Source organism: uncultured Winogradskyella sp., from assembly GCF_963975125.1.
GTDB lineage: Bacteria > Bacteroidota > Bacteroidia > Flavobacteriales > Flavobacteriaceae > Winogradskyella.
In genome coordinates this window covers 1-20,655 of the sequence record NZ_CAXBGB010000038.1, presented here as the reverse complement: position 1 = coordinate 20,655, position 20,655 = coordinate 1, and the positions used below count along the sequence as shown (strand labels likewise).

The window sequence follows — 20,655 nt, the reverse complement described above, 5'->3', positions numbered from 1 at the left end:
ATATGTTATATCAAAGAAGTAGTGCTTTATTTAAAGCTGCGAAAGACGTTATTCCTGGAGGCGTTAATTCTCCGGTAAGAGCATTTAATGCTGTTGGAGGAACACCAATTTTTGCTAAATCGGCAAAAGGCGCTTATGTATATGATGAAGATGGAAACCGCTTTATTGATTATATAAATTCTTGGGGACCAATGTTACTTGGTCATGCATTTCCGCCAGTTGTAGATGCTGTAATTGAAAAAACTAAAGCTGGAACATCTTTCGGAATGCCAACTGCTCTGGAAACTGAAATTGCTGAGTTAGCTGTTTCTATGGTGCCAAATATTGATAAAATCCGTTTTGTTAATTCTGGTACTGAGGCATGTATGAGTGCTATTAGATTAGCTCGTGGATTTACTAAAAAAGACAAAATCATAAAGTTTGCAGGTTGCTATCATGGTCATAGTGATTCATTCTTAATAGCAGCTGGAAGTGGAGCTATAACCTTCGGAACTCCTAACAGTCCAGGTGTTACTCTAGGAACAGCAAGAGATACTTTGTTGGCTAGATATAATGATATAGAAAATGTAAAAGAGCTTGTTGAAGCTAATGCCAATGAAATAGCTGCAATTATTGTAGAGCCAGTTGCTGGTAATATGGGCTGTATTCCTCCTGCAAATGGATTTCTCGAAGGATTAAGAGCTGTTTGTAATGCTAATGGTATCTTATTGATTTTTGATGAGGTAATGACTGGTTTTAGATTAGCTAAAGGTGGTGTGCAAGAGTTAATGGGTGTTAATGCAGATATTGTTTGTTTTGGAAAAGTTGTTGGTGGTGGTTTACCTGTTGGTGCCTTTGCAGCTAGAAATGAAATTATGAATCATTTAGCTCCACTTGGACCTGTGTACCAAGCAGGAACATTAAGTGGAAATCCACTAGCAATGGCAGCTGGCTTGGCTATGCTTAAGTCTATTATGGCAGACAAAGGTTTAATGAATAGGTTAGAGGAGAAGACAAAATATCTTCATAACGGTATAGCTGATGCCTTAAATAAGAATAAAGTGACGCATACTATTAATAGAATTGGATCCATGATTTCTGTGCATTTCTCAGAAGATGCAGTCGTTGATTTTGATTCTGCAGCTAAAGGAAATAATGAGACCTTTAAAAAGTTCTTTCATGGTATGTTGAATAAAGGCATTTATATTGCTCCAAGTGCTTTTGAAACTTGGTTTATTACAGATGCACTTACCTACCAAGATTTAAATGAAACTATTGCGGCAGTCGAAGACATAGCAAAAGATTTATGAATAAAAAAGTCTCGCAATTTGCGAGACTTTAATTATTAGTTTGTTTAACTATTCTTCTAAGAATGTTTTATAACGATCGTACTGTTCTTCAGTTAAAATCGTTCTGATTTTATCATCTAATTTCTTTTCAATTTTTGCAACAGCCTTAGGGTTTGTTGTTTCATTGTCGAGACGTGCATTGCGTTCTCCATAAGTTTTTAGAGCGATATAAATATTATCACGCTGTACATTATCAAATTTTATATACTTTCTTAGCGCTTCAGTTTTTTCTGCTGCTTCAGCGTTAATTTCAATTGTAGATTGCGCCATTACAGATTGTGTTCCCAAAATCATTGCAAAAGCGAACAAACATAGTGTAATTACCTTTTTCATTATGGATAGTTTAATTAATTCGTATGCTAAAATAACAATTTTATTCAAAAAAAAAGAAAAAGTAGCGTCTAAGCGCTACTTTTTCTTGTGAAAAGAATTTCAATTATGCTCTTTTACCGCCTTTTCCTTTTCTCTTATGCTTTTTAGGTTTCATTTTTTCGAACTTAGCATACTGTTCTGGAGTTAAAATCGTCTTCATTTCTCGTTTCATAGCAATCAATTGATCTAGTTTGTGATTTTGCATTTTTAGGCGTTCATCTTTAGAAGGTTTTCCCCTCTTTTCACCATTAGCAGCTTTGTGTTCTTTTCTTAAACTTTGATTTGTTTTAGATTGTTCAAAGATTAGTTTGTGTACTTTTTTCTGTTGTGCGTCAGTTAAGTCTAATCGCAATGTCATTTTTTTCGTTTTTAAATCTGCGATATCCTTAGGTGTCATTTCTTCTCTTAATTCCATTTTGTGATGACGGTCTGTGGATTTTTCCTTTTTCTCTTGTGCCACACCATTTAATGTGAAAAGTGCTAAGGCAATTACTAGTAACTTCTTCATTTTTTATTTGTTTTATGTTATGCTAGGTTAGACTTAGGTAGATTTGTAAAGTTTAAATAAGAATTTGTTTTTAACACATATTTTAACAGTTATGGCTTTTCTATGAGCTTAAGAGTGGTTTTGTATAGATTGCCTTGTTCAATTTTATTTTTTAGCCAAGCATAAAAAGTCATAACAAAAATATCCTCTTCTTTTACTGTAGTCCATTTAAAGGATGCCTCGAGTTTAGTTTTGAAATTTTTAGTAAGTACAAGTTCTGGCTTTTTGTAATACTGTTCTGCAAAATTTAAGAATTTAAGAATGCGAATCTGCCCTATTTGCTTTAGGTAATCTGTGTATCGACGTTTAAAACTCTTTAATCTAGAGTATAATAAGTTATCTTCTTGTAATTCTATATAGAGTAATAGTTCCGCGATATTTTTTTTAATCACCCAATCGATTCCTGCTTTTTCAATATACCATTGATCTGTATGATAGAATTTTGATAAAACTGATTTTGCTTTGACAAAGTTCTCTTTCTGAAAGTAAAACATTAAAAGTGTAAGATGTAAGTCTAATAAGGTTTCGAGGTCATTGTGCTTCTTCACAATTATGATTTCTATAAGTGATATGGCTTCTACTTGTTGGTTTAAGAAGTTGAGATTTAAAGCTTCTACTAATGTTTTCTTTAGAATGAATTCTTTTTGATACACATGTCTCTTAAGTTGCATGAGTTGTTCCATCTCTTTGATGTATATTAAAGAAGTTTCAAACTTTTTGTTTCTAAAAAGTGTGTTCGCAATTATGTAAACGGTTTGTATTTGGTAATACAACTGTTTGTCAGTTTCTTTTTTACTTTTCAGAATATCATAGCTTTTAAGTACAAAATCTTCAATCTGAAAATATTTAGTGGTTACTAAAGCAGAAATATTTGCAATAGCTAAAATTTGGTATAAGGATTTAAATGAGAGCGATTTGTTAAGTTCTATTTTAGAAGCTTTAAGAATTTCGTTAAGCTCAGTTTCAAAGTTGATAACCTTGCCTTGATAATTGATAGCATTTAAAGTAGTCTTCAGTTTGGCATAAATCATATTTAATTGGTCTTCTAGCTGATGCTTTTTCTGGTTCTCGTTTTGTTTAGAAATTAAAGTGTCTAGATTAACTTTTGGGTAATCTGATGCATACTGAATTTTTGTATGATATATTTCGTTAAGAATTGGGAATAGTAAATGTTCGTCCGCTAAGTGTTCTGCTTTGTCTAAAATTTTATAGGCAATGTCGTAATTCTTTTGAAGTAGATACGTGCGAGAAGCAACAATATATTTAATAATCTGCATGTCTATAGAATTCTCGTTTTCTAGATTCTTATTTGCAGTAAAGTCAATTAAGGATTGAAACAATCGTTTTCTAAGAGCATGATAAGCATTACTTTTTTTAGTTTTGTACAGCTGTTTACAAATAACTTTAGAGTCGCTGTCTGGTTTAGCTAATAGTTTAAATAATTGAATATTTTTTGCGTCTTTTCTTTTGTTTTTTTGATGCAGATAAGCCACGAATTTTTGTTGTTCTTCGGAGTTTAACGTATTGATTATAGATTTTATGTCTATCATTTAGTCGTCATTAAAATACGTATAAATTTACTTAATTTATTAAAATACGTAAATTATATTATAAAATATATCGTCAGTTTACAGATAAAATTGATTTTGTTATTATTGGTTTCTATCGCAGATTTGCACTGTAATCATTAAAACAAAACATTATGAATTATCAAACAACAGTGTCTTTAAAAGAGGAAAAGAAAGTAAAAAAAAATAATAAAGAAGAGAAAGTCTACAACCATAAACCGACTCCTGCATTTATAGGCGCATCATGGACAGCATTACTCATAGGTATGGTCTCTTATTGTGTAGGGCTTTGGAATGCAACAATGGAGCTCAATGAAAAGGGCTATTACTTTACAATTTTACTGTTTGGTTTATTTTCAGTTATCTCAGTGCAAAAAGCAGTTAGAGATAAGTTAGAAGATATCCAAGTCACTGAGATGTATTATGGGATTAGTTGGGTTACCACAATCGCTGCAATAGTTTTATTAGTTATAGGATTATGGAATGCCGATTTAGAATTAAGTGAAAAAGGATTTTATGGAATGTCGTTTACGCTAAGTCTCTTCGCCGCAATTGCAGTGCAAAAGAATACTAGAGATGTGGCTTATATCGATAAAGAAATTGAGACTAAAGAAAACGAAGACTAGTTTTGATGATCGGTTAGTTAGTAACCCAAAACCTCGTGGATTATTGTTATTGCTGCGAGGTTTTAAAATTAGATTCACTTAACTATAATTATTATGAAAGACAAGACTGCCAATTCAAATAGAGTGATATTCTATTTAAGTGTTTTAACTTCTTTATTCTTTTTGTTTTTATATATAAAGAATGTGTATTTGAAATTAAATTTTGTAATTATTGGTGTTTTACAAGAATTATTTTCAATTCTCTTTTTAGTAACTCAGCCTATTTTATTAGTATTTGCTTGTAAGGTCTATATCAAAAATGCTTTTAAAATAAAAAGCGACTCATTTATTACCATATTGATTTTAATACCTTCAATTGGGTTGACTTGGATGAGTTTTTTTACAAGCTAATATGTAATCATTACAATTTTGACCTAGTCTATATAATGTATCATATTGTTATATAAAAGATGAAAACTGTTATGCACTCGGTCTATTGCATGGGTTTCTAGGTGCTTTATTTTATTATATAGTTGTAAATCAAGATTCATTTGCAGATGTTTTTATGAAATATTCGTAATATTTAATTTTCCTATCTTGTAGAATAAACATAAGTTTCATGTCGTACTGGGTTTCAACTATACTTTTAATTTTAGTTATTTACATCGCAATTAGCATTGCACTGTACTATCTGCAAGATTATATGTTATTTAAGCCTGAAAAACTACCTAAGAATTTTCAGTTCGATTACGAAAATCAAAAAACCAAAGAATATAACCTAATAACCAGAGATGGAGCTGTAATTAATGGCTTACGTTTTTTTCCTAAAGGAGAAAGCAAAGGTGTTGTTTTATATCTCAAAGGAAATTCTAAAAGCATTAAAGGTTGGGGAAAGTTTGCGGTAGATTTTACCAGACATGGTTATAATGTGTTGATGGTAGATTATCGTGGTTTTGGAAAGAGTACAGGTAAACGTTCTCAAAAAGCCATTAAACGCGATTTGCAATTGGTGTACAATAAACTAAAGGAACAAATCACTGAAGACCGAATTATTCTTTACGGTCGCTCATTAGGCTCTGGTTTTGCGACTAAGCTCGCATCAATGAATAACCCGAAAATGCTGGTTTTAGATGCGCCTTATTATAGTTTAACCAAAGTAACAGCACGCTACGCACCATTTATGCCATTATCATTATTATTAAAATATCCTTTACCAACCTACAAATGGTTAAAATATGTGCTATGTCCCATTCATATTATTCATGGCACTCACGATAAGTTAATTCCTTATAAATCGAGCGTAAAGTTATCTCAGGTTAGTCCAAAACTCACTAAGTTGCATACCGTTATTGGAGGTGGGCACAAGAATTTAAATAATTTTGAATCCTATCACACAATGTTAGATGATATACTCAATAGTCAACCAAAAACAATCGATTTAGAAACCACAAGTATCAATGTCATACACAGTTCAAAAAAAACTAAAAAGAAAGCTTAAAAAGTTCGTAATTGTTCTTTTCGGTTTATACGTTATGATAGGTTCTGCACTTTATTTTTTTCAAAAAAAATTATTGTTTTTACCAACAACTTTAGAGCAAAATTATCAATATCAGTTTGACTATCCTTTTGAAGAGTTGTTTCTTAAAACGGAAGATAATGCTACAATAAACGCACTCCATTTTAAAGTGAATAATCCTAAAGGTGTAATACTATATTTTCATGGCAATGCTGGTGACTTAAGTCGATGGGGAAAAATCACAGAATATTTTGTAGCTATGCAATATGATGTTTTAGTTATGGATTATAGAACCTATGGGAAAAGCACTGGAAAATTAAGTGAACAAGCCTTTTATAAAGATGCTCAGTTTTGTTATGACTATCTTTTAAAGCATTATTCTGAAAAAGAAATTACCTTATACGGAAGATCATTAGGAACAGGAATTGCTTCTTACTTAGTTTCAAAAAATCAGCCAAGGCAACTTATCTTAGAAACACCTTATTACAGTATTTTAGACATCGCCAAGCAGCGCTTCCCAATGTTTCCTGTAAATCAACTTTTAAAATATAATTTCCCAACATTTCAATATTTACCAAAAGCAAAATGCCCAATAACAATTATCCATGGCACTGATGATAGTATCGTTCCATATTCTTCAGGTAAGAAACTTTCGGAATTAGGTTTAGATAATTTGAAATTTATAACTATAGAAGGTGGTAGTCATAATGATTTAATTAATTATGAGGCTTATGAAAATGTTATTTTTCAGCGTTTAAAATAATTTGTCCTAATTAATAAAGTAATCTTAAATATCATATATAAAATTGGTAATCCTGTTACTAAAATTAAAACTAAAAGAAATATTGATAATTTAAAACCAATAAATGGGATTTTGCCAACGCTTTTAAGTAAATCAGTTTCTCTTAGCATATAATAGCAACTAACAACTGTTAGGGTTGCAAAAAAGATAATTAAAAGACTCTCGGTTAATGAATAATCAGGAAGATTATATTTGTTGTAAAAGACCAAAATAGATATGATTGTACTTATAATTAGCGTTGCAATTAAAGTTGAACTTATTTCTCTTTTGTCTTTATAATTACTGCTAAACCGTTTTTGTTGAGATAAACAATCTTGGCAATAATCTACGTTATTATATATACAAGTATGGCACATACCTCGTTTGCAACTTTTACATTTCTTTTGTAAAAACAAATTAGGATGTGTATGACAATAGTACAAAGCTTTTTGATTGAACTCATTCATTGATACTAAATATAATTTATCTTCAGAAAAAAAGAGGCTTCAGGTTAACCTGAAGCCTCTTTAATTGGTGTTGTAGTTTATATTATTTAGGATCTAAAATATCATTAATACGCTCAATAGCATCAGCTATATGTATTCTACTCATCGCGTCACCACCACGTGCATTTCTAAGAGAACTTTTCAATGATTTTAATTCTGCTCTTACAACAGCTCTAATATCTGACTGACTTGTATTAACAGCAGTCACTTTAACATAAGGGCTAAATGTTCTTCCGCTTTGGTTTTTAGCGGTCATTAGGTATGCCAATCTATCGATATGTGCACGCTGTAAGTTACGTCTGTACGTATCTATTTTCTTTCCATTACGTAATTCACTCCAAACACCTGTACGTAGATCTCTCATCATTTCAATTAGAGCATAAGCTTTACTATCATAAGTATGTGCTTCTGTCAAACGTTGCATTTTTCCTAAACTCAGTATGTTATTGATAGTTCTTGCTTGTAACGCACGAACGCGCTCAACAGAACCAGTAAACTCTATACGGTCAAAAATATCTTTATTAATTAACCACTCTGGTGTAGTAAATAAATTTTCTTGAATAAACGCCATTGCCTCTTTTTGGTGATCTTTAGCTACAGCAGTATAAACTGCACCCTCTTGGTCAGCAGCTTTGTAATGCTCGTAAACACCACCAATGTTATTAGAAACATGTCCCATGTAACGGTTAAACTGTGATATTACATGACCATACATTTCTTGTAAATCATCATAATCTTCACCAGCTTCTGTAGTCCACTCAATTAGGTTAGGTACTATACGCTTTAAGTTTTTAATACCATAGTCACTAGCTAACATAGCATCGTCACCTAAATCTTCAGTTTGAGAACTAGGGTCAACGACATCACCAGCTTGTTGGTGCCCAAAACGATACATTGGATCTCCAGCATGGTCCATAATCCATTGATTAAGAACAGGCTTTTCTTCTTTTGAAGTTTTGTCTAAAATTGGTTTGTAACCCCAAGCAATAGCATATTTGTCATACACGCCAATATCTGGCATTAATGCAACACCTTCATCGCCAGGTTGTGCAACGTAATTAAAACGAGCATAATCCATAATTGATGGTGCAGTACCAAATTTTTTGGTAAACTCAGCATCACGTAACTTTTCTACAGGATAGGCAACACTACTTCCCATGTTATGAGGTAAGCCTAGTGTGTGACCAACTTCGTGAGAAGATACAAAACGAATTAATCGTCCCATAACTTCATCTTTAAATTGTGGACTCTGAGCCTCTGGATTTATTGCCGCAGTTTGTACAAAGAACCATCCACGTAATAAGGACATTACATTATGGTACCAGTTAATATCACTTTCTAAAATCTCACCAGTTCTTGGGTCACTTACGTGAGGGCCATTAGCATTTGGGATTGGTGACGCTAAATAACGTACTACAGAATAACGCACATCTTCAGGGCTCCATTCCGGATCTTCTTCAACAGTTGGAGGATCTTTAGCAATAATAGCCTCTTTAAAACCTGCGGCTTCAAAGGCCACTTGCCAATCTTCGATACCTTGTTTAATGTATTTTCTCCATTTAACTGGAGTAGCTCTGTCTATGTAATAAATAATTTGTTTTTTCGGTACAACTAATTCACCACGTTTAAATTTTTCAATATCCTCATCTTTAACTTCTAATCTCCAGCGGTCTAAAAATGTTAAAGATTTACTTTTCTGGTCTTCTTGTCCGTAATCTGTTTGGCTTCTTGCAAACCACCCGACCCGCTCATCAAAATAGCGACGTTTCATAAGATTGTCTGGTAACAAAATCATAGAGTTATTAATTTCTATAGAAATACTTCCAGTGCTAGAGTTAGATGGTGGACGTCCGGCAGCATAAGTTTTTACGTGACGTGCTTCAATATTTCTCGGGTAACTTTTAATGTTTTCAATAAAAGATTTATCACTTTCTAATCGTGATACTTTGTAAGGTGTTCTTCTAAACTGTGGTAAGCCTAAAGACTTTACATCTTTTTCAAATAAAGGAGTCGCATCAATTACAGTACTTGTAGAGTCTTTGCTATAGGCTTTAATTGGGAATGTATATAAAACAGGTTCGAAATTAGAGTTAAGAACGGCCTCGTTAACAGGAAGAGAGTCTGCAGCAACGACGTTGTATGAAACAACTCGTAATATCACTTTTTTTCCTTTTTTCTCCCAACGTAAAACTTGAGTATTTTGCTTCCCGCCACCAAAACCTAGTCCAGAGGCAGTTTTAGAAATACGAGTAACCATAAGCATTTCTCTATTAAATAGAGAGTCTGGTATCTCATAAAAGAACTTGTCATCTAAAGAATGAACTGTAAACAGACCTACATCACTTTTAGCGTCTTTAGTAATAACTTCTTTATAAGGTTTTGGGTCATTTTTACCAGATTTTTTCGCTGCTGGTTTTGCCATTGCTGTGGCGTCAGTTTTTTTGGATTTACTCGCTTTTTTAGCAGTAGAGCACGAAAAAGCTAAAAATGCAGTTATTACAAGGAATAACTTGATTGATAATTGTTTCAAAATAGTCGGTTTTATTAAATTTTGATGAAAATACGGATTCTGTTAAGAATCTTTTAAAATTGAAACTGATTTTAGTATTTTTTTAACGTGATTCTTAAAGAGTGTCCAAATAAACTTGGATTAAACCTACGCCTTCATCATGAAGCATAGTTGTACCAATAAATGGCATACTGACACCAGGATTGTAATTTGAAACTCTAAAGAGAATACTATTTTTTCTTTGCACAATATTACTGTCGTTCAAAGGGGTTTCATAAGCCAGATTTAACGTCGATTGGTCATCACAAAAGCCTCCTGTAATATGGCAATGGGCACAATTAATATCGAAATATGCTCTCGCTCTAGTTTCTAATGGTAGAGATGTGTTTTCCCAATTTGGTAAGTCTCCAACTGAAGAAATGTTAGGTAGGCCACTTAATTGCTGATTATTTACAAAATCTTGTAACTGATTAACACCATTAATTTCAAAATTCATGGTTCTAAGTTTAGGGCCAATAGGCGTTGTATTATCAAAAGTACTATGACAAGTAAAGCAATCCGTGTTGGATGGAATTTTATAAGTAGTAGAATTAGTAGCTCCTTCTGCATCAATCCACGTTACAGGTAACTCACTGCCATTGAGATCTAATACGGCGTCAGTTTGTTCTAAATTCCACTTATAATCTCCGGTTTCCCAATCTCCATTAATTTTAATAAGTACGCGAGTTTCAATAATGGTTTTTCCTAAAGATAAATCACGTTCATCTGTGTTGTAATAGAATGTTTTGGCTATAACTGTGTTATTAGGGAAAATTGGCAAGCCATCACCATTAAACTGCATACTTGTATTCTCTGGTAACGCGATGATACGTTGTTTATTGGCGTAATCAGAAAATAATGTGGTGCTGAGTTGGTATTTAAAAGCTAGAGGAGTAATATTTAGGTCATTTAAATTTCCAGTAAATAAATTTAATTCAGACAAGTTTGTCTTAAACTCTGCAACAACAGCAGACTCAACAATTGGAGTAACTGAATCATCATTTTCACATGAAAACGCAAATAGCGCAGTAAGGCATAAAATAAAATATTTTTTCATCTTTTAGGGCAATTTTTCTGATTTATAGCTGGTTGTGAAATTAATATTTTTGATTTAAATCGCAAGTTTTTATCGGTTTAAGATCATACTAAATTGAAAAGAGGGAATTATCATTCGATAATTCCCTCTTTTAAAAATTTCTATGTATTAGATTTTAAGCCACCTCTACAAACAAACCGTCATCAGTCTTTTCAACTTTAGTTAAGCCATGTTTTCCTAAGCCTTTAATGCCTTTATCCCAACCTTTATTGCTTAAGCCAGATTGTGATTTAAGAACATTTAAGTCCATACGTTGTTGTGGTTTTAAAACTTCAAAAATTGCTTTTTCATTATCACTCAATTCAACTTGCTTTCTTTCTGGTCGCATCTGTGGGAAGAATAATACTTCTTGAATACTCTGATTATTAGTTAAAAACATAATCAACCTATCCATTCCAATTCCCATTCCAGAGGTTGGTGGCATTCCGTATTCTAAAGCACGTAAAAAATCGTGATCTATAAACTCAGTGGCTTCATCATCACCTTTTTGAGCCAATTTTAATTGGTGCTCAAAACGCTCGCGTTGGTCTATTGGGTCATTTAACTCAGAATAAGCGTTTGCAATTTCTTTACCACAAACCATTAGCTCAAAACGCTCAGTTAATTCAGGGTTTTCCCTATGCTCTTTACATAGAGGACTCATCTCTTTAGGATAGTCTGTAATGAATGTTGGTTGAATATAATTCCCTTCACATTTTTCGCCAAAAATCTCATCAATCAGCTTGCCTTTACCCATGGTTTCATCCACTTCAATGTGCATCCGTTTTGCAGCGACTCTTATTTCGTCTTCAGATTTATTATAAATATCAAAACCTGTAAATTCTAAAATAGAATCACGCATTGTAATACGCTTATAAGGTGCCTTAAAGTTAATTTTATGCTCGCCAAAAATTGCTTCAGAAGTTCCGTTTACTTCATTAGCGCAATGCTCTAGTAGTTGTTCGCAGAATTCCATCATCCAATTGTAATCTTTGTAAGACACATAGATTTCCATGGCTGTAAACTCAGGGTTGTGAGTTCTGTCCATACCTTCGTTACGGAAGTTTTTAGAAAACTCATATACTCCATCAAAACCACCAACGATTAAACGTTTAAGATATAATTCGTTAGCAATTCGCATGTATAATGGAATATCTAAACTATTGTGATGTGTTATAAATGGACGTGCCGCAGCTCCACCAGGAATAGGCTGTAGAACAGGTGTTTCAACTTCAAAATAACCAGCATCATTAAAAAACTGACGCATAGCATTAAATAGTTTTGTACGTTTTATAAATACTTCTTTAACATGTGGATTTACAACCAAATCTGCATAACGTTGACGGTAACGCAACTCGGGATCTGTATAAGCATCGTAAATTTTACCGTCTTTTTGTTTTGGTATAGGTAAAGGTTTTAATGCTTTACTAAGCAATTTAAAATCTTTTACCATAACCGTTTTTTCACCTACTTGAGTTGTGAATAACGTACCTTCTATACCAACAAAATCTCCTAAATCTAGTAACTTTTTAAAAACATCATTGTACAACGATTTATCTTCTCCTACACAAATTTCATCTCTATTAAAATATACCTGAATACGACCTTCGCTGTCTTGTAATTGAGCAAATGAAGCTTTTCCTTGGATATTTATAGCCATTAGACGACCTGCGATAATGACCTGTTTACCTTCTTCAAAATTAGATTTAATCTGTTTAGAAGTATGGTTTACTGGAAATAAATCTGCTGGATAAGGATTAATCCCTAAAGCACGTAATTTTTCTAACTTTTCGCGTCGTACTAATTCTTGTTCTGAAAGTTGCATTCTTGTTATTTTAGAATTGCAAAATTACACTATTTAGAAAAATTAGAGAAACAAATCCAGATATAACAAACTATTAACTAAAAGAATATTGAGCTACAAATAATAGTGAAAAGCTAAAATCCATAATCACATAGAACGTAACTACATAATTTTAAAATAGTTTGAAACTACTTAGGTTAAATTAGTGTAACAAATTCAACCTAATTACGTCATATCTGTACATTAAATCATCAAACGATAATATGAGTATCTGGCGTGTTATACTTTCCATTATTTGTCCACCTTTAGCGGTTATAGACAAAGGCTGTGGTTCTATTCTTATTACCTTTTTATTATGGCTCTTTGGTTGGGTTCCAGGAGTGATTGCCGCATTAGTTATTTTGAATAATCCTGACCGATAATTCTGTATCTTTGTGCTTTACTGATTCAGTAAGGCACAAATAAAAAAAATGTCTTTTTATTAATAGCTATTGGTTTTTAACTAGCTGTAACGATACATAATCTATTGTGTTTAATGAGAATTGCTCAGCTGAGTTTTCTAAAGATCGAAGAATAGTGACTTACAAAAGGAATTGGGTAGAATATCTTAAATAATTCAATGGTATTAGACGCAAATGTGAAGTTGTAGATGAATAAAACAATAAAACTCCAAGATTTAGGGACTAAAGATTTTAAAGCCACTTGGGATTACCAAGAAGTGCTTTTTAAAGATATTTTAGACACTAAAATTAAAAATAGAAGGGAAGCAGCCGGTTTAGAAACCGATAACCATTTTCTCTTTGTAGAGCATCCTCACGTTTATACTTTGGGTAAAAGCGGAGATATGTCTAATCTGCTTCTTAACGAATCTCAACTCACACAAAAAGGGGCTACATTTTATAAAATTAATAGAGGTGGAGATATCACTTATCATGGTCCTGGACAAATAGTAGGTTATCCAATCTTGGATTTAGATAACTTCTTTACAGATATCCATAAGTACTTGCGTTTTTTAGAAGAAATTATTATTTTAACTTTAGGTGAATATGGTTTAAAAGCCGTGCGTAGTCCTGGTGAAACAGGTGTTTGGTTAGATGTTGGCACTCCATTTGCTCGCAAGATTTGTGCTATGGGAGTTAGAGCAAGCCGTTGGGTAACAATGCATGGTTTTGCGCTAAACGTAAATGCTAATTTAGGCTATTTTGACAATATTATACCTTGTGGTATTAGAGGAAAAGCAGTGACATCATTAAATAACGAATTAAGTGTAACAAATGTTGATGAAGCTGATGTAAAACGAAAGCTTTTGAAGCATTTTGAAGTTTTGTTTGAGGCTAGGTTCGTTTAACAGTTGGTATAAGCGGTCTTTTTAATACCGCATATACATTGTTGCCAGAAGTTATTTATTCCTTTGTAAAAAGTTTATCCATTCTTGTCTGCATTTCTTCTTGGCTAACATCTTCGATATGTGTAGCGATTCCCCATTTGTAACCATAAGGATCTACTACTTGCCCAATTCTGTCACCATAAAATTCATCTTTCAGAGGCATAACCATCGTAGCACCTGCTTCAATCGCTTTTTTGAAGGATGCATCCACGTCTTCAACATAAATACTCAAGGTTAAAGGGCTCCCTCCTAAACTCAATGGGCTTTGGGTTCCCCAATCAGGATTTTCTTCACCCATCATGATTAGTGTCCCTTCAATTATAATTTCAGCATGTGCAATTGACCCATCTGGCATTACCAAACGAAGTTTTTCAACTGCACCAAAGGCTTTTTTGTAAAACTCAATTGCTTCAACACAATTCTTGATATTTAAATAGCAATTAACGGTTTGTCCGCCTGGATAAATGTGCGATTTTATCATAATTCTAATATTATTTATTTAGACTCAAGATGGGTTTTAATATCATTTAAATCTTTTATTAAGGCTTTTTTCATTGAACCTTTTATCATGAAACCCATACATTTTGAGAATACCTTAACGAAGAAAGTTTGTGCTTCTGCAGTAAAAGACATTGTTAACTTCGTGTTTTCTCCTACATGCTCTATTGATATTCGTGATTTATATATAGATCCGTGACTCTCAGCTCTAGTTTGATAATATTCATTTTCAGCATAGTCTGTAATCCACATTGTTTCTACAGCTTCCTTACCGAACATCACTCTAGTTTCTTTCCATTTAAACCCAATTAAAGTGTCTTTAGGCTCGTCAATGATTTCAAGTTTAACAATACTTTCAATATAGTTTGAACAATTTTTAAAATCTATAATAGCTTTCCAAACATCTTCTATAGGTTTTTTAATTTCTACAAATACTGATAATTCCATATCTATTCTCTTTTTTTAATTTTTAACCGTAACCCGACTGTACGAATGCCACTTATAAGTATTCTCAAGTTTTGTTTACGTAACTGCTGACAAAAAACTTTAAACGAAGTTAGTAGAAAATTTTCAGAAAGTTATGCGTTCGTTTTTTGAAAAACTAACCATTCTTAAAATCTCAATCTCATCAATTTTAATAAATCGTAAAATGAGATTTTAAGAAAAATTTTTGTTAGTAATTTGATTCATTCTATAATTTCGTAGTCTATATTTAGTTTTCGCAAAGCTCTTAAAGCAGAACCAGAGTTTCTGTCTTCCATCTCAATATCTACAGGGTCTCCTTCTAATAGAATATCTGTAAGTTCATTGGACAATGATCCATCAATGTTAGATGAAATTTCTGCAATACATTTGGCTATCGCTCTTCTATCTGGTCTCTGAGCATTACAAGATAATAGGTTTAATTTCATAAATATAATTTATAAATGCAATATACTACAGTTGTGGTTAGATAAGTCTGAATTATACTTAAACTAGTTTTCATTTTAATGACGCACAATGTTTTTTATTAATCGCTACTGAAATAATCTCGATAATTATTGGAACAGCACACGTTAACTAAATTAGTTGAGAATTTTTAGAAAGTAGAGCTAAGTTTCTTCATTAAAAAACACTTTATAAAAGTGCATTTTCTTTTCTTCATCGTAGCCGCGTTCTAGGTACTCTGCAGCTGCATCTGGTGTATCTACATCTAGTTTTATCTGTATATTGGTATCGAGTTTTATTTCGGTTTTAATCTTTTGTTTTTGCTTTTTTAAAGCAATTTCTGAGACATCAAACTGGTTTCTAATTAGGACTTTATTGTCAGATTCGTAGCTTTTTTTATAGTCTTCAAATAATTGAATATGGTCTTCTTCATCAAAAACTTCTTCTTTAAAGGTTTCGATATTTACAATCTCATTTTCCTTGAAAAAATCTACCGTTTTTGCTAAGAAATTACTCTGTTCTTGACCGCCAAAATTAGGTTGTAAAACTTCCTTAGAAAACTCTCTACAAAGCTCAATACAATTCTTGGTATGTTGGTTGCTATCATCTGGGTATTTAATGTTTAGAAAGCTTTTAATCCAATATTGTGTGTCATAAGTATTATTATCTACACTAAAGACAATTTTACCTTCCATATCGGAGGTGTTTAAGATTAAACAACCTTTATCAACCCTCTTGGCTTGTATGCCTTTTTGTATTAAAATATCGTAACTATTTTGCTCTAAATAAGTTTGAAAAAAATCTATTTTATTTTCAATTTTAAAAACACCAATAGCATCCGTAAAATAGTCTTCGTATTGCACGTTTTCAAAATGGCAAATAAGCACATCTCCTGTTTTTATTTGTGCAGAATTGCTTTGTTCAAATAGATGTGTTACGATATGTTTTGAAATGTCGACAAAATCAACTTCATCTTTAAATAATTGTTCGCTGTATGTATTGATTTCATTGAGACCAACATCACTATGATGATGAAAACGATAGCTTTCTGAAACGCTAACAAAAGGTTTTAAAAGATAAGGTAGCATTAAGTTGTAAGTTGCTTCATCAAAATCTACAATGGCATCTGAAAAGGCGTTTTTTGTACCATTAAATTTATTACCAACTTTATGAATAATACAACTTTTTATGGAGGCTTTATGTCTTTTTATCATAAGTGTAGAAATGTCTTAATTCGAGTTTACAATACTACAAAACGGTATGGTTAAAAATAAGAAAACGCCAAAATAAATTTGGCGTTTTCAGACTCGAGGACTTTAGATTTGGTTATCGTTATATTTTCATAAATTTTATACTTCATTTACACATTTATATATCTACACTTAGGGCTGTGAAAACTGAAGAAATAAAGCGAAAGAATATTTTTTTAATACTATGGGTGTTTCGTTTTAAGTAATTGATTAATAGTCGTATAAAATTAAGAATAACTATTGATACTAAAAAATAAAATGTATAATTGATGATAAAATCAATGCAATTTGTACACCACTATGCTTTTAGCATCACTTTTTACTATGAGTTCTAAGCCATTCTCATTATCTAACTTCTGTAATTCTGCAGTAGAAGTTCCAAAAACTGGAAAATTAGGAATAGACTTAGCTTGGCTATCAAAAAGATAGACTTTTTTAGATTGCAAATCTGTTGTAGTTATATAGATTTTATCATTAATATAAAAGATTTTCGGTGCCGTATAGTCACCATAATCTAAATCTACGGTTCTAGACTTAATAATAAGTCTGTTCTCAGTTAAGGCAACTAAAGTTTTACTAGTAGTTGCGATATAATGCTTGCCAGTTAGGTTTAAATTCTTAGTGTTCAATTTCCCTCTTGTATCCACTTGTATTAGTTGGCCAAGTGTATTTGTAGTAGTAAACTTATTTTGGTATAAGTAAATATTTTTATCAGAGAAACGAATTTTATCTTTTACATTAATTCGAACTTTGCCTTGCCTATTTAAGATTTTTAAAGTTTCACCAGCTCCGAAGACAATATAATCTTTACTCCCTATTCTAAAATGTTTTGGCTGAGACGCAATATCCGAACCATTATTTTTGTAATTAAACCCTGAGACCGATTTACCCTTAACATTATACATTAAAAGGTTTTTACTTTGCGTTATTAGCAATCTATAGTTCTTTCTTTTATCATAATCAAAAACCGAAAGCGGTTGTGTAATGACATCATTAAATTTCAGTGGAAAAGAAGAAACATCATTGCCATTTCTATCTAAAATATAAAGCCGATTAGATGTTGCAAAAGCGATTTGAAACCTTCCATTTTTATACATGTCTATTTGCTTAATATCACCAAGAATTTTGCCATGTAGTTGTTTTTTCCAAAGCGTATTACCAGAATCTGAAATGAGGTATAGGACATTATTCACGTCCTGTACAGCAATATCATGCGCTTTGGTCACATGGTTTTTTAGTGTTTGAGGTGCGGTAAGAAGTTCTGCATCAAGTTGTATAGAAAAAGCTTCAGTAACTGAGTTTGTTGTTGCTCTTTTTTTGAATTTTTGAATAACTCCATTGACATGAGCATAGTTGTCGTCGTATATAAACTGAACAGCGTTAGCATTATAACCTTTTATGTCTTGTTCTAAAATTTCGGATAAACCATCAGAATTTTTGAAAATAAATAAAGAAGCCTCATCACTTAAATTTTTACTGATACTCTTAAATGCATCCCAATTTGCTAGTGTATTATTATTGAGCGCATTAGTAAGTATAAATTTTATGGATTCTATAGAGTTTGAAAACACGATAAAGTTGTTATAAACCGTAAAGAATTCAGAATTATCATAGCTTATATATGGTAGTAACCGTGATTTAAAAAATTGTGGATCACCAAATTGATAAATATCTATGTCTCTAAACGTATCAATATTAGATTTTTCTTCAATAGATTCTAAAATTAAGTTTGGATCTAAGGTATAAAGTAAAACGGCATTGTCTATTAAAGCAATTTCATTAGTGAAATTTAAAAATGTTGTCGTGCTATCTCGTGTTTGTGTTCTAAATTGAATTAGGTTTTTGTTGAATACTGAAAAATCGTCATACGAAATGCTAACCAATGAACTCGTATTATAAGGTGCTAACTTTGGTGTATTTGTTTTTTGAGGAATCGTTTTTTTAAAACTGTCTAGATAATCTAAAATAGAATCATTAGAAGATAGGATGCCATTATATTGTAGACTCTTACTGGTATAATTCAAATCTAAAATGCTGTAGTTGGTATTAATCTGTTTGTTGCCAAAGTTTAAAAAAAGTAGTTTTGAATAATCTGGCGAGTCTGATTTAAAAACGATTGAAGCCACAGATTTTTTATCGCTAGTTTCAATTAGTTTACTAAGCTCAGTGTTTTCTTTTTTTAGATTCAGTTTTTTTAAAACTTCAAGATTATTTGAGCCAGCAAATATATTTCCTATAACTTTATGATATACGATTATTGAATCTATTTGAGTTTTTTCAATTTTGAAATCTACCAAGGATTCTGAAAGAGAATTAGAAATAGAATCGACCACAAACAGTACAGAGTCATTCTTGGTAAGGATTAAGTAATCCGATTGGTTTTGAGCTGATTCTGTAAAAGCGATAAAAACCTGTTGTGTTGTGTTGAGGTTTTTTAAAACATTTGAAACATTTTTTAACTCCTTATTATAGATGCCAGAAAGGATCTCATGGTTTTCAATACTATTAATAAAGTCGTTTAATTCATTAACCTGAATAACAGCAGAGGTTTCGTTTGGGATAAATTTATATGGATGATTTATTTTGCTGTAGTCTTTCTTACAAGCCAATAGAAAGGAAAATAAAACCAATAAAAAACCAAGTCGCTTCATTAAAAATGATATTGAGAATACAAATATAAAAAGTTACACCTATTTTAATTTTAAAATGTTGTATTAATAATTTGATTTTTCTTTATTCTTTTGAAATAGAAAATATAAGCATAGCTATGGCTATGTTTCTATTTTTATATTGAAATATGTGTGGAAAAGAGACGGAATTATAGGCGCATTTTGAGGTTAAGTAGGTATTATATATCTAAACGGTATTGTTCTGGTAATAACCTAAACGATTTTCTATGGTATTTAGTAATGCCATATTTTTTAATTGCAGCTCTATGTTCTTTAGTCGGATAGCCTTTATTTTGTTTCCAGTTATACATAGGAAATTCTTTATGAATTTTCTCCATATATAAATCTCTATATGTTTTAGCTAAAATAGATGCAGCTGCAATGCTTAAAAATTTACTATCACCTTTAATGATGGTTTTATGCGGAATATTTCTATAAGATTTAAACTTATTACCATCTACAATAATGTAATTAGGTGTAATTTTTAGCTTTGTGATAGAACAATGCATCGCTTTTATGGACGCATTTAGAATATTGATGCTATCAATTTCAGTTTCATTAATGTGTTGAAACGCAAACGATGTAGCTTCAGTTTCAATAATCGGTTTCAAAATATTTCTATTTTTTTCCGAAAGTTGTTTAGAGTCGTTTAATAGACTATTACTAAACGAAAGCGGTAAAATTACGGCTGCTGCAGTAACAGGGCCAGCCAAACAGCCTCTGCCAGCCTCATCTGTGCCGCATTCTAAATCAAAGGAGGAAAATTGAATTTTAAGAGTCAAAATGTTAAAATTTGAACAAAGTTAAAATTTTAACGCAACCCTTTCACAGTTTTTACATCTATTTATTGAGTAAAATGTCTAAAACATTGAAATAATGATTTAGATGGTTAGTATAGAGATTAGTGAAAGTGTTAACATTTTTTTGGCAAAAACACTTGCTTATTTAATATTTAATTAAGATGTTTGCAACTAGACTAACTCAAATAATTGTTTTATGAAATTAAAATTAACATGGTTATTAACGCTTTTTATGGCGTTCGTGATGCAATTCTCTTTCGCACAAGAAGAGAAAACTGTCACAGGTACAGTTACAACTGCTTCAGACGGCTTACCGCTTCCTGGTGCTAGTGTAATTGTAAAAGGGACCGCTCGAGGTCAACAAACAGATTTTGATGGCAAGTATGCTATTAAGGTCAATCAAGGTGATATTTTAGTAATTTCTTATGTAGGTATGGAACCTTCTGAAGTTACAATAGGAGCAAGTAACACATA

Annotated in this window: 20 protein-coding genes; 8 read left to right on the top strand and 12 right to left on the bottom strand. The window is 31.9% G+C overall.

Features of this window, described 5'->3' with window-relative positions; all coding sequences use genetic code 11:
- Positions 1 to 2: 2 nt before the first annotated feature.
- A complete protein-coding gene (gene hemL / locus AAC053_RS07300; protein WP_339754715.1) occupies positions 3 to 1,289 on the top strand; it encodes a glutamate-1-semialdehyde 2,1-aminomutase in 1,287 nt (428 codons plus the stop codon).
- A 48-nt stretch (positions 1,290 to 1,337) separates the two neighbouring features.
- On the opposite strand, the gene AAC053_RS07295 is transcribed toward hemL, so the two are convergent.
- The 3 genes from AAC053_RS07295 to AAC053_RS07285 form a co-directional block, all read right to left on the bottom strand.
- Positions 1,338 to 1,661 carry a hypothetical protein gene (locus AAC053_RS07295; protein WP_339754713.1) on the bottom strand — a complete coding sequence of 108 codons (324 nt, stop codon included), beginning with the start codon at positions 1,659 to 1,661 and terminating at the stop codon, positions 1,338 to 1,340.
- 103 nt (positions 1,662 to 1,764) lie between these two features.
- Positions 1,765 to 2,208, bottom strand: a complete 444-nt coding sequence (locus AAC053_RS07290) for a Spy/CpxP family protein refolding chaperone (protein ID WP_339754711.1) — start codon at positions 2,206 to 2,208, stop codon at positions 1,765 to 1,767.
- Between the two features lie 89 nt (positions 2,209 to 2,297).
- Positions 2,298 to 3,797: a hypothetical protein gene (locus tag AAC053_RS07285; protein ID WP_339754709.1), complete on the bottom strand. Its 1,500-nt coding sequence runs from the start codon at positions 3,795 to 3,797 to the stop codon at positions 2,298 to 2,300.
- A 152-nt stretch (positions 3,798 to 3,949) separates the two neighbouring features.
- On the opposite strand from AAC053_RS07285, the gene yiaA reads away from it, so the two are divergent.
- The 4 genes from yiaA to AAC053_RS07265 all read left to right on the top strand — a co-directional run bounded on the left by yiaA (position 3,950) and on the right by AAC053_RS07265 (position 6,699).
- Complete coding sequence (yiaA, locus tag AAC053_RS07280; RefSeq protein ID WP_339754708.1) at positions 3,950 to 4,441, top strand: inner membrane protein YiaA; 492 nt, start codon at positions 3,950 to 3,952, stop codon at positions 4,439 to 4,441.
- 93 nt (positions 4,442 to 4,534) lie between these two features.
- Positions 4,535 to 4,831: a hypothetical protein gene (locus tag AAC053_RS07275; RefSeq protein WP_339754706.1), complete on the top strand. Its 297-nt coding sequence runs from the start codon at positions 4,535 to 4,537 to the stop codon at positions 4,829 to 4,831.
- A gap of 208 nt (positions 4,832 to 5,039) precedes the next feature.
- A complete protein-coding gene (locus AAC053_RS07270; protein ID WP_339754703.1) occupies positions 5,040 to 5,918 on the top strand; it encodes an alpha/beta fold hydrolase in 879 nt (292 codons plus the stop codon).
- Between the two features lie 73 nt (positions 5,919 to 5,991).
- The gene (locus AAC053_RS07265) at positions 5,992 to 6,699 is read left to right on the top strand and encodes an alpha/beta hydrolase (RefSeq protein WP_339754700.1); all 708 of its coding nucleotides are present in this window, start codon (positions 5,992 to 5,994) and stop codon (positions 6,697 to 6,699) included.
- Between the two features lie 567 nt (positions 6,700 to 7,266).
- Here AAC053_RS07265 and AAC053_RS07260 read toward each other — a convergent pair.
- The 3 genes from AAC053_RS07260 to lysS form a co-directional block, all read right to left on the bottom strand.
- On the bottom strand, positions 7,267 to 9,756 hold the full coding sequence (locus AAC053_RS07260) for a zinc-dependent metalloprotease (RefSeq protein WP_339754744.1): 2,490 nt from the start codon (positions 9,754 to 9,756) through the stop codon (positions 7,267 to 7,269).
- Positions 9,757 to 9,847: 91 nt separating this feature from the next.
- Entirely contained in the window at positions 9,848 to 10,828 is a 981-nt protein-coding gene (locus AAC053_RS07255) for a hypothetical protein (protein ID WP_339754698.1), read from the bottom strand.
- A gap of 154 nt (positions 10,829 to 10,982) precedes the next feature.
- A complete protein-coding gene (gene lysS, locus AAC053_RS07250; RefSeq protein ID WP_339754695.1) occupies positions 10,983 to 12,671 on the bottom strand; it encodes a lysine--tRNA ligase in 1,689 nt (562 codons plus the stop codon).
- Positions 12,672 to 12,913: 242 nt separating this feature from the next.
- Here lysS and AAC053_RS07245 point away from each other — a divergent pair, with 242 nt between their 5' ends.
- The gene (locus AAC053_RS07245; RefSeq protein WP_339754694.1) at positions 12,914 to 13,072 is read left to right on the top strand and encodes a YqaE/Pmp3 family membrane protein; all 159 of its coding nucleotides are present in this window, start codon (positions 12,914 to 12,916) and stop codon (positions 13,070 to 13,072) included.
- A gap of 227 nt (positions 13,073 to 13,299) precedes the next feature.
- Positions 13,300 to 13,998 (top strand): lipoyl(octanoyl) transferase LipB, encoded by a 699-nt coding sequence (lipB, locus tag AAC053_RS07240; protein WP_339754692.1) that lies wholly within the window; start codon positions 13,300 to 13,302, stop codon positions 13,996 to 13,998.
- A 55-nt stretch (positions 13,999 to 14,053) separates the two neighbouring features.
- Here lipB and AAC053_RS07235 read toward each other — a convergent pair whose 3' ends face one another.
- The 6 genes from AAC053_RS07235 to AAC053_RS07210 form a co-directional block, all read right to left on the bottom strand.
- Entirely contained in the window at positions 14,054 to 14,518 is a 465-nt protein-coding gene (locus tag AAC053_RS07235; protein WP_339754689.1) for a VOC family protein, read from the bottom strand.
- A gap of 14 nt (positions 14,519 to 14,532) precedes the next feature.
- On the bottom strand, positions 14,533 to 14,982 hold the full coding sequence (locus AAC053_RS07230) for an SRPBCC family protein (RefSeq protein ID WP_339754686.1): 450 nt from the start codon (positions 14,980 to 14,982) through the stop codon (positions 14,533 to 14,535).
- Positions 14,983 to 15,221: 239 nt separating this feature from the next.
- Positions 15,222 to 15,446 (bottom strand): hypothetical protein, encoded by a 225-nt coding sequence (locus AAC053_RS07225; RefSeq protein ID WP_339754683.1) that lies wholly within the window; start codon positions 15,444 to 15,446, stop codon positions 15,222 to 15,224.
- Between the two features lie 180 nt (positions 15,447 to 15,626).
- Positions 15,627 to 16,676, bottom strand: a complete 1,050-nt coding sequence (locus tag AAC053_RS07220; RefSeq protein WP_339754680.1) for a nucleoid-associated protein — start codon at positions 16,674 to 16,676, stop codon at positions 15,627 to 15,629.
- A 314-nt stretch (positions 16,677 to 16,990) separates the two neighbouring features.
- Positions 16,991 to 19,363 (bottom strand): ribonuclease HII, encoded by a 2,373-nt coding sequence (locus AAC053_RS07215; protein ID WP_339754678.1) that lies wholly within the window; start codon positions 19,361 to 19,363, stop codon positions 16,991 to 16,993.
- A gap of 197 nt (positions 19,364 to 19,560) precedes the next feature.
- On the bottom strand, positions 19,561 to 20,163 hold the full coding sequence (locus tag AAC053_RS07210) for a ribonuclease HII (RefSeq protein WP_339754676.1): 603 nt from the start codon (positions 20,161 to 20,163) through the stop codon (positions 19,561 to 19,563).
- Between the two features lie 214 nt (positions 20,164 to 20,377).
- Between AAC053_RS07210 and AAC053_RS07205 the strand changes: the two genes are divergently transcribed.
- On the top strand, positions 20,378 to 20,655 hold a 278-nt coding region (locus tag AAC053_RS07205; protein WP_339754674.1), incomplete at its 3' end, for a carboxypeptidase-like regulatory domain-containing protein.

What these genes read in the sequence shown, in the direction of transcription:
- hemL (WP_339754715.1), top strand. Translation starts at nt 3, where the DNA reads ATGTTATATCAAAGAAGTAGTGCTTTATTTAAAGCTGCGAAAGACGTT.
- AAC053_RS07295 (WP_339754713.1), bottom strand. Translation starts at nt 1,661, where the DNA reads ATGAAAAAGGTAATTACACTATGTTTGTTCGCTTTTGCAATGATTTTG.
- AAC053_RS07290 (WP_339754711.1), bottom strand. Translation starts at nt 2,208, where the DNA reads ATGAAGAAGTTACTAGTAATTGCCTTAGCACTTTTCACATTAAATGGT.
- AAC053_RS07285 (WP_339754709.1), bottom strand. Translation starts at nt 3,797, where the DNA reads ATGATAGACATAAAATCTATAATCAATACGTTAAACTCCGAAGAACAA.
- yiaA (WP_339754708.1), top strand. Translation starts at nt 3,950, where the DNA reads ATGAATTATCAAACAACAGTGTCTTTAAAAGAGGAAAAGAAAGTAAAA.
- AAC053_RS07275 (WP_339754706.1), top strand. Translation starts at nt 4,535, where the DNA reads ATGAAAGACAAGACTGCCAATTCAAATAGAGTGATATTCTATTTAAGT.
- AAC053_RS07270 (WP_339754703.1), top strand. Translation starts at nt 5,040, where the DNA reads ATGTCGTACTGGGTTTCAACTATACTTTTAATTTTAGTTATTTACATC.
- AAC053_RS07255 (WP_339754698.1), bottom strand. Translation starts at nt 10,828, where the DNA reads ATGAAAAAATATTTTATTTTATGCCTTACTGCGCTATTTGCGTTTTCA.
- lysS (WP_339754695.1), bottom strand. Translation starts at nt 12,671, where the DNA reads ATGCAACTTTCAGAACAAGAATTAGTACGACGCGAAAAGTTAGAAAAA.
- AAC053_RS07245 (WP_339754694.1), top strand. Translation starts at nt 12,914, where the DNA reads ATGAGTATCTGGCGTGTTATACTTTCCATTATTTGTCCACCTTTAGCG.
- lipB (WP_339754692.1), top strand. Translation starts at nt 13,300, where the DNA reads ATGAATAAAACAATAAAACTCCAAGATTTAGGGACTAAAGATTTTAAA.
- AAC053_RS07235 (WP_339754689.1), bottom strand. Translation starts at nt 14,518, where the DNA reads ATGATAAAATCGCACATTTATCCAGGCGGACAAACCGTTAATTGCTAT.
- AAC053_RS07230 (WP_339754686.1), bottom strand. Translation starts at nt 14,982, where the DNA reads ATGGAATTATCAGTATTTGTAGAAATTAAAAAACCTATAGAAGATGTT.
- AAC053_RS07225 (WP_339754683.1), bottom strand. Translation starts at nt 15,446, where the DNA reads ATGAAATTAAACCTATTATCTTGTAATGCTCAGAGACCAGATAGAAGA.
- AAC053_RS07220 (WP_339754680.1), bottom strand. Translation starts at nt 16,676, where the DNA reads ATGATAAAAAGACATAAAGCCTCCATAAAAAGTTGTATTATTCATAAA.
- AAC053_RS07215 (WP_339754678.1), bottom strand. Translation starts at nt 19,363, where the DNA reads ATGAAGCGACTTGGTTTTTTATTGGTTTTATTTTCCTTTCTATTGGCT.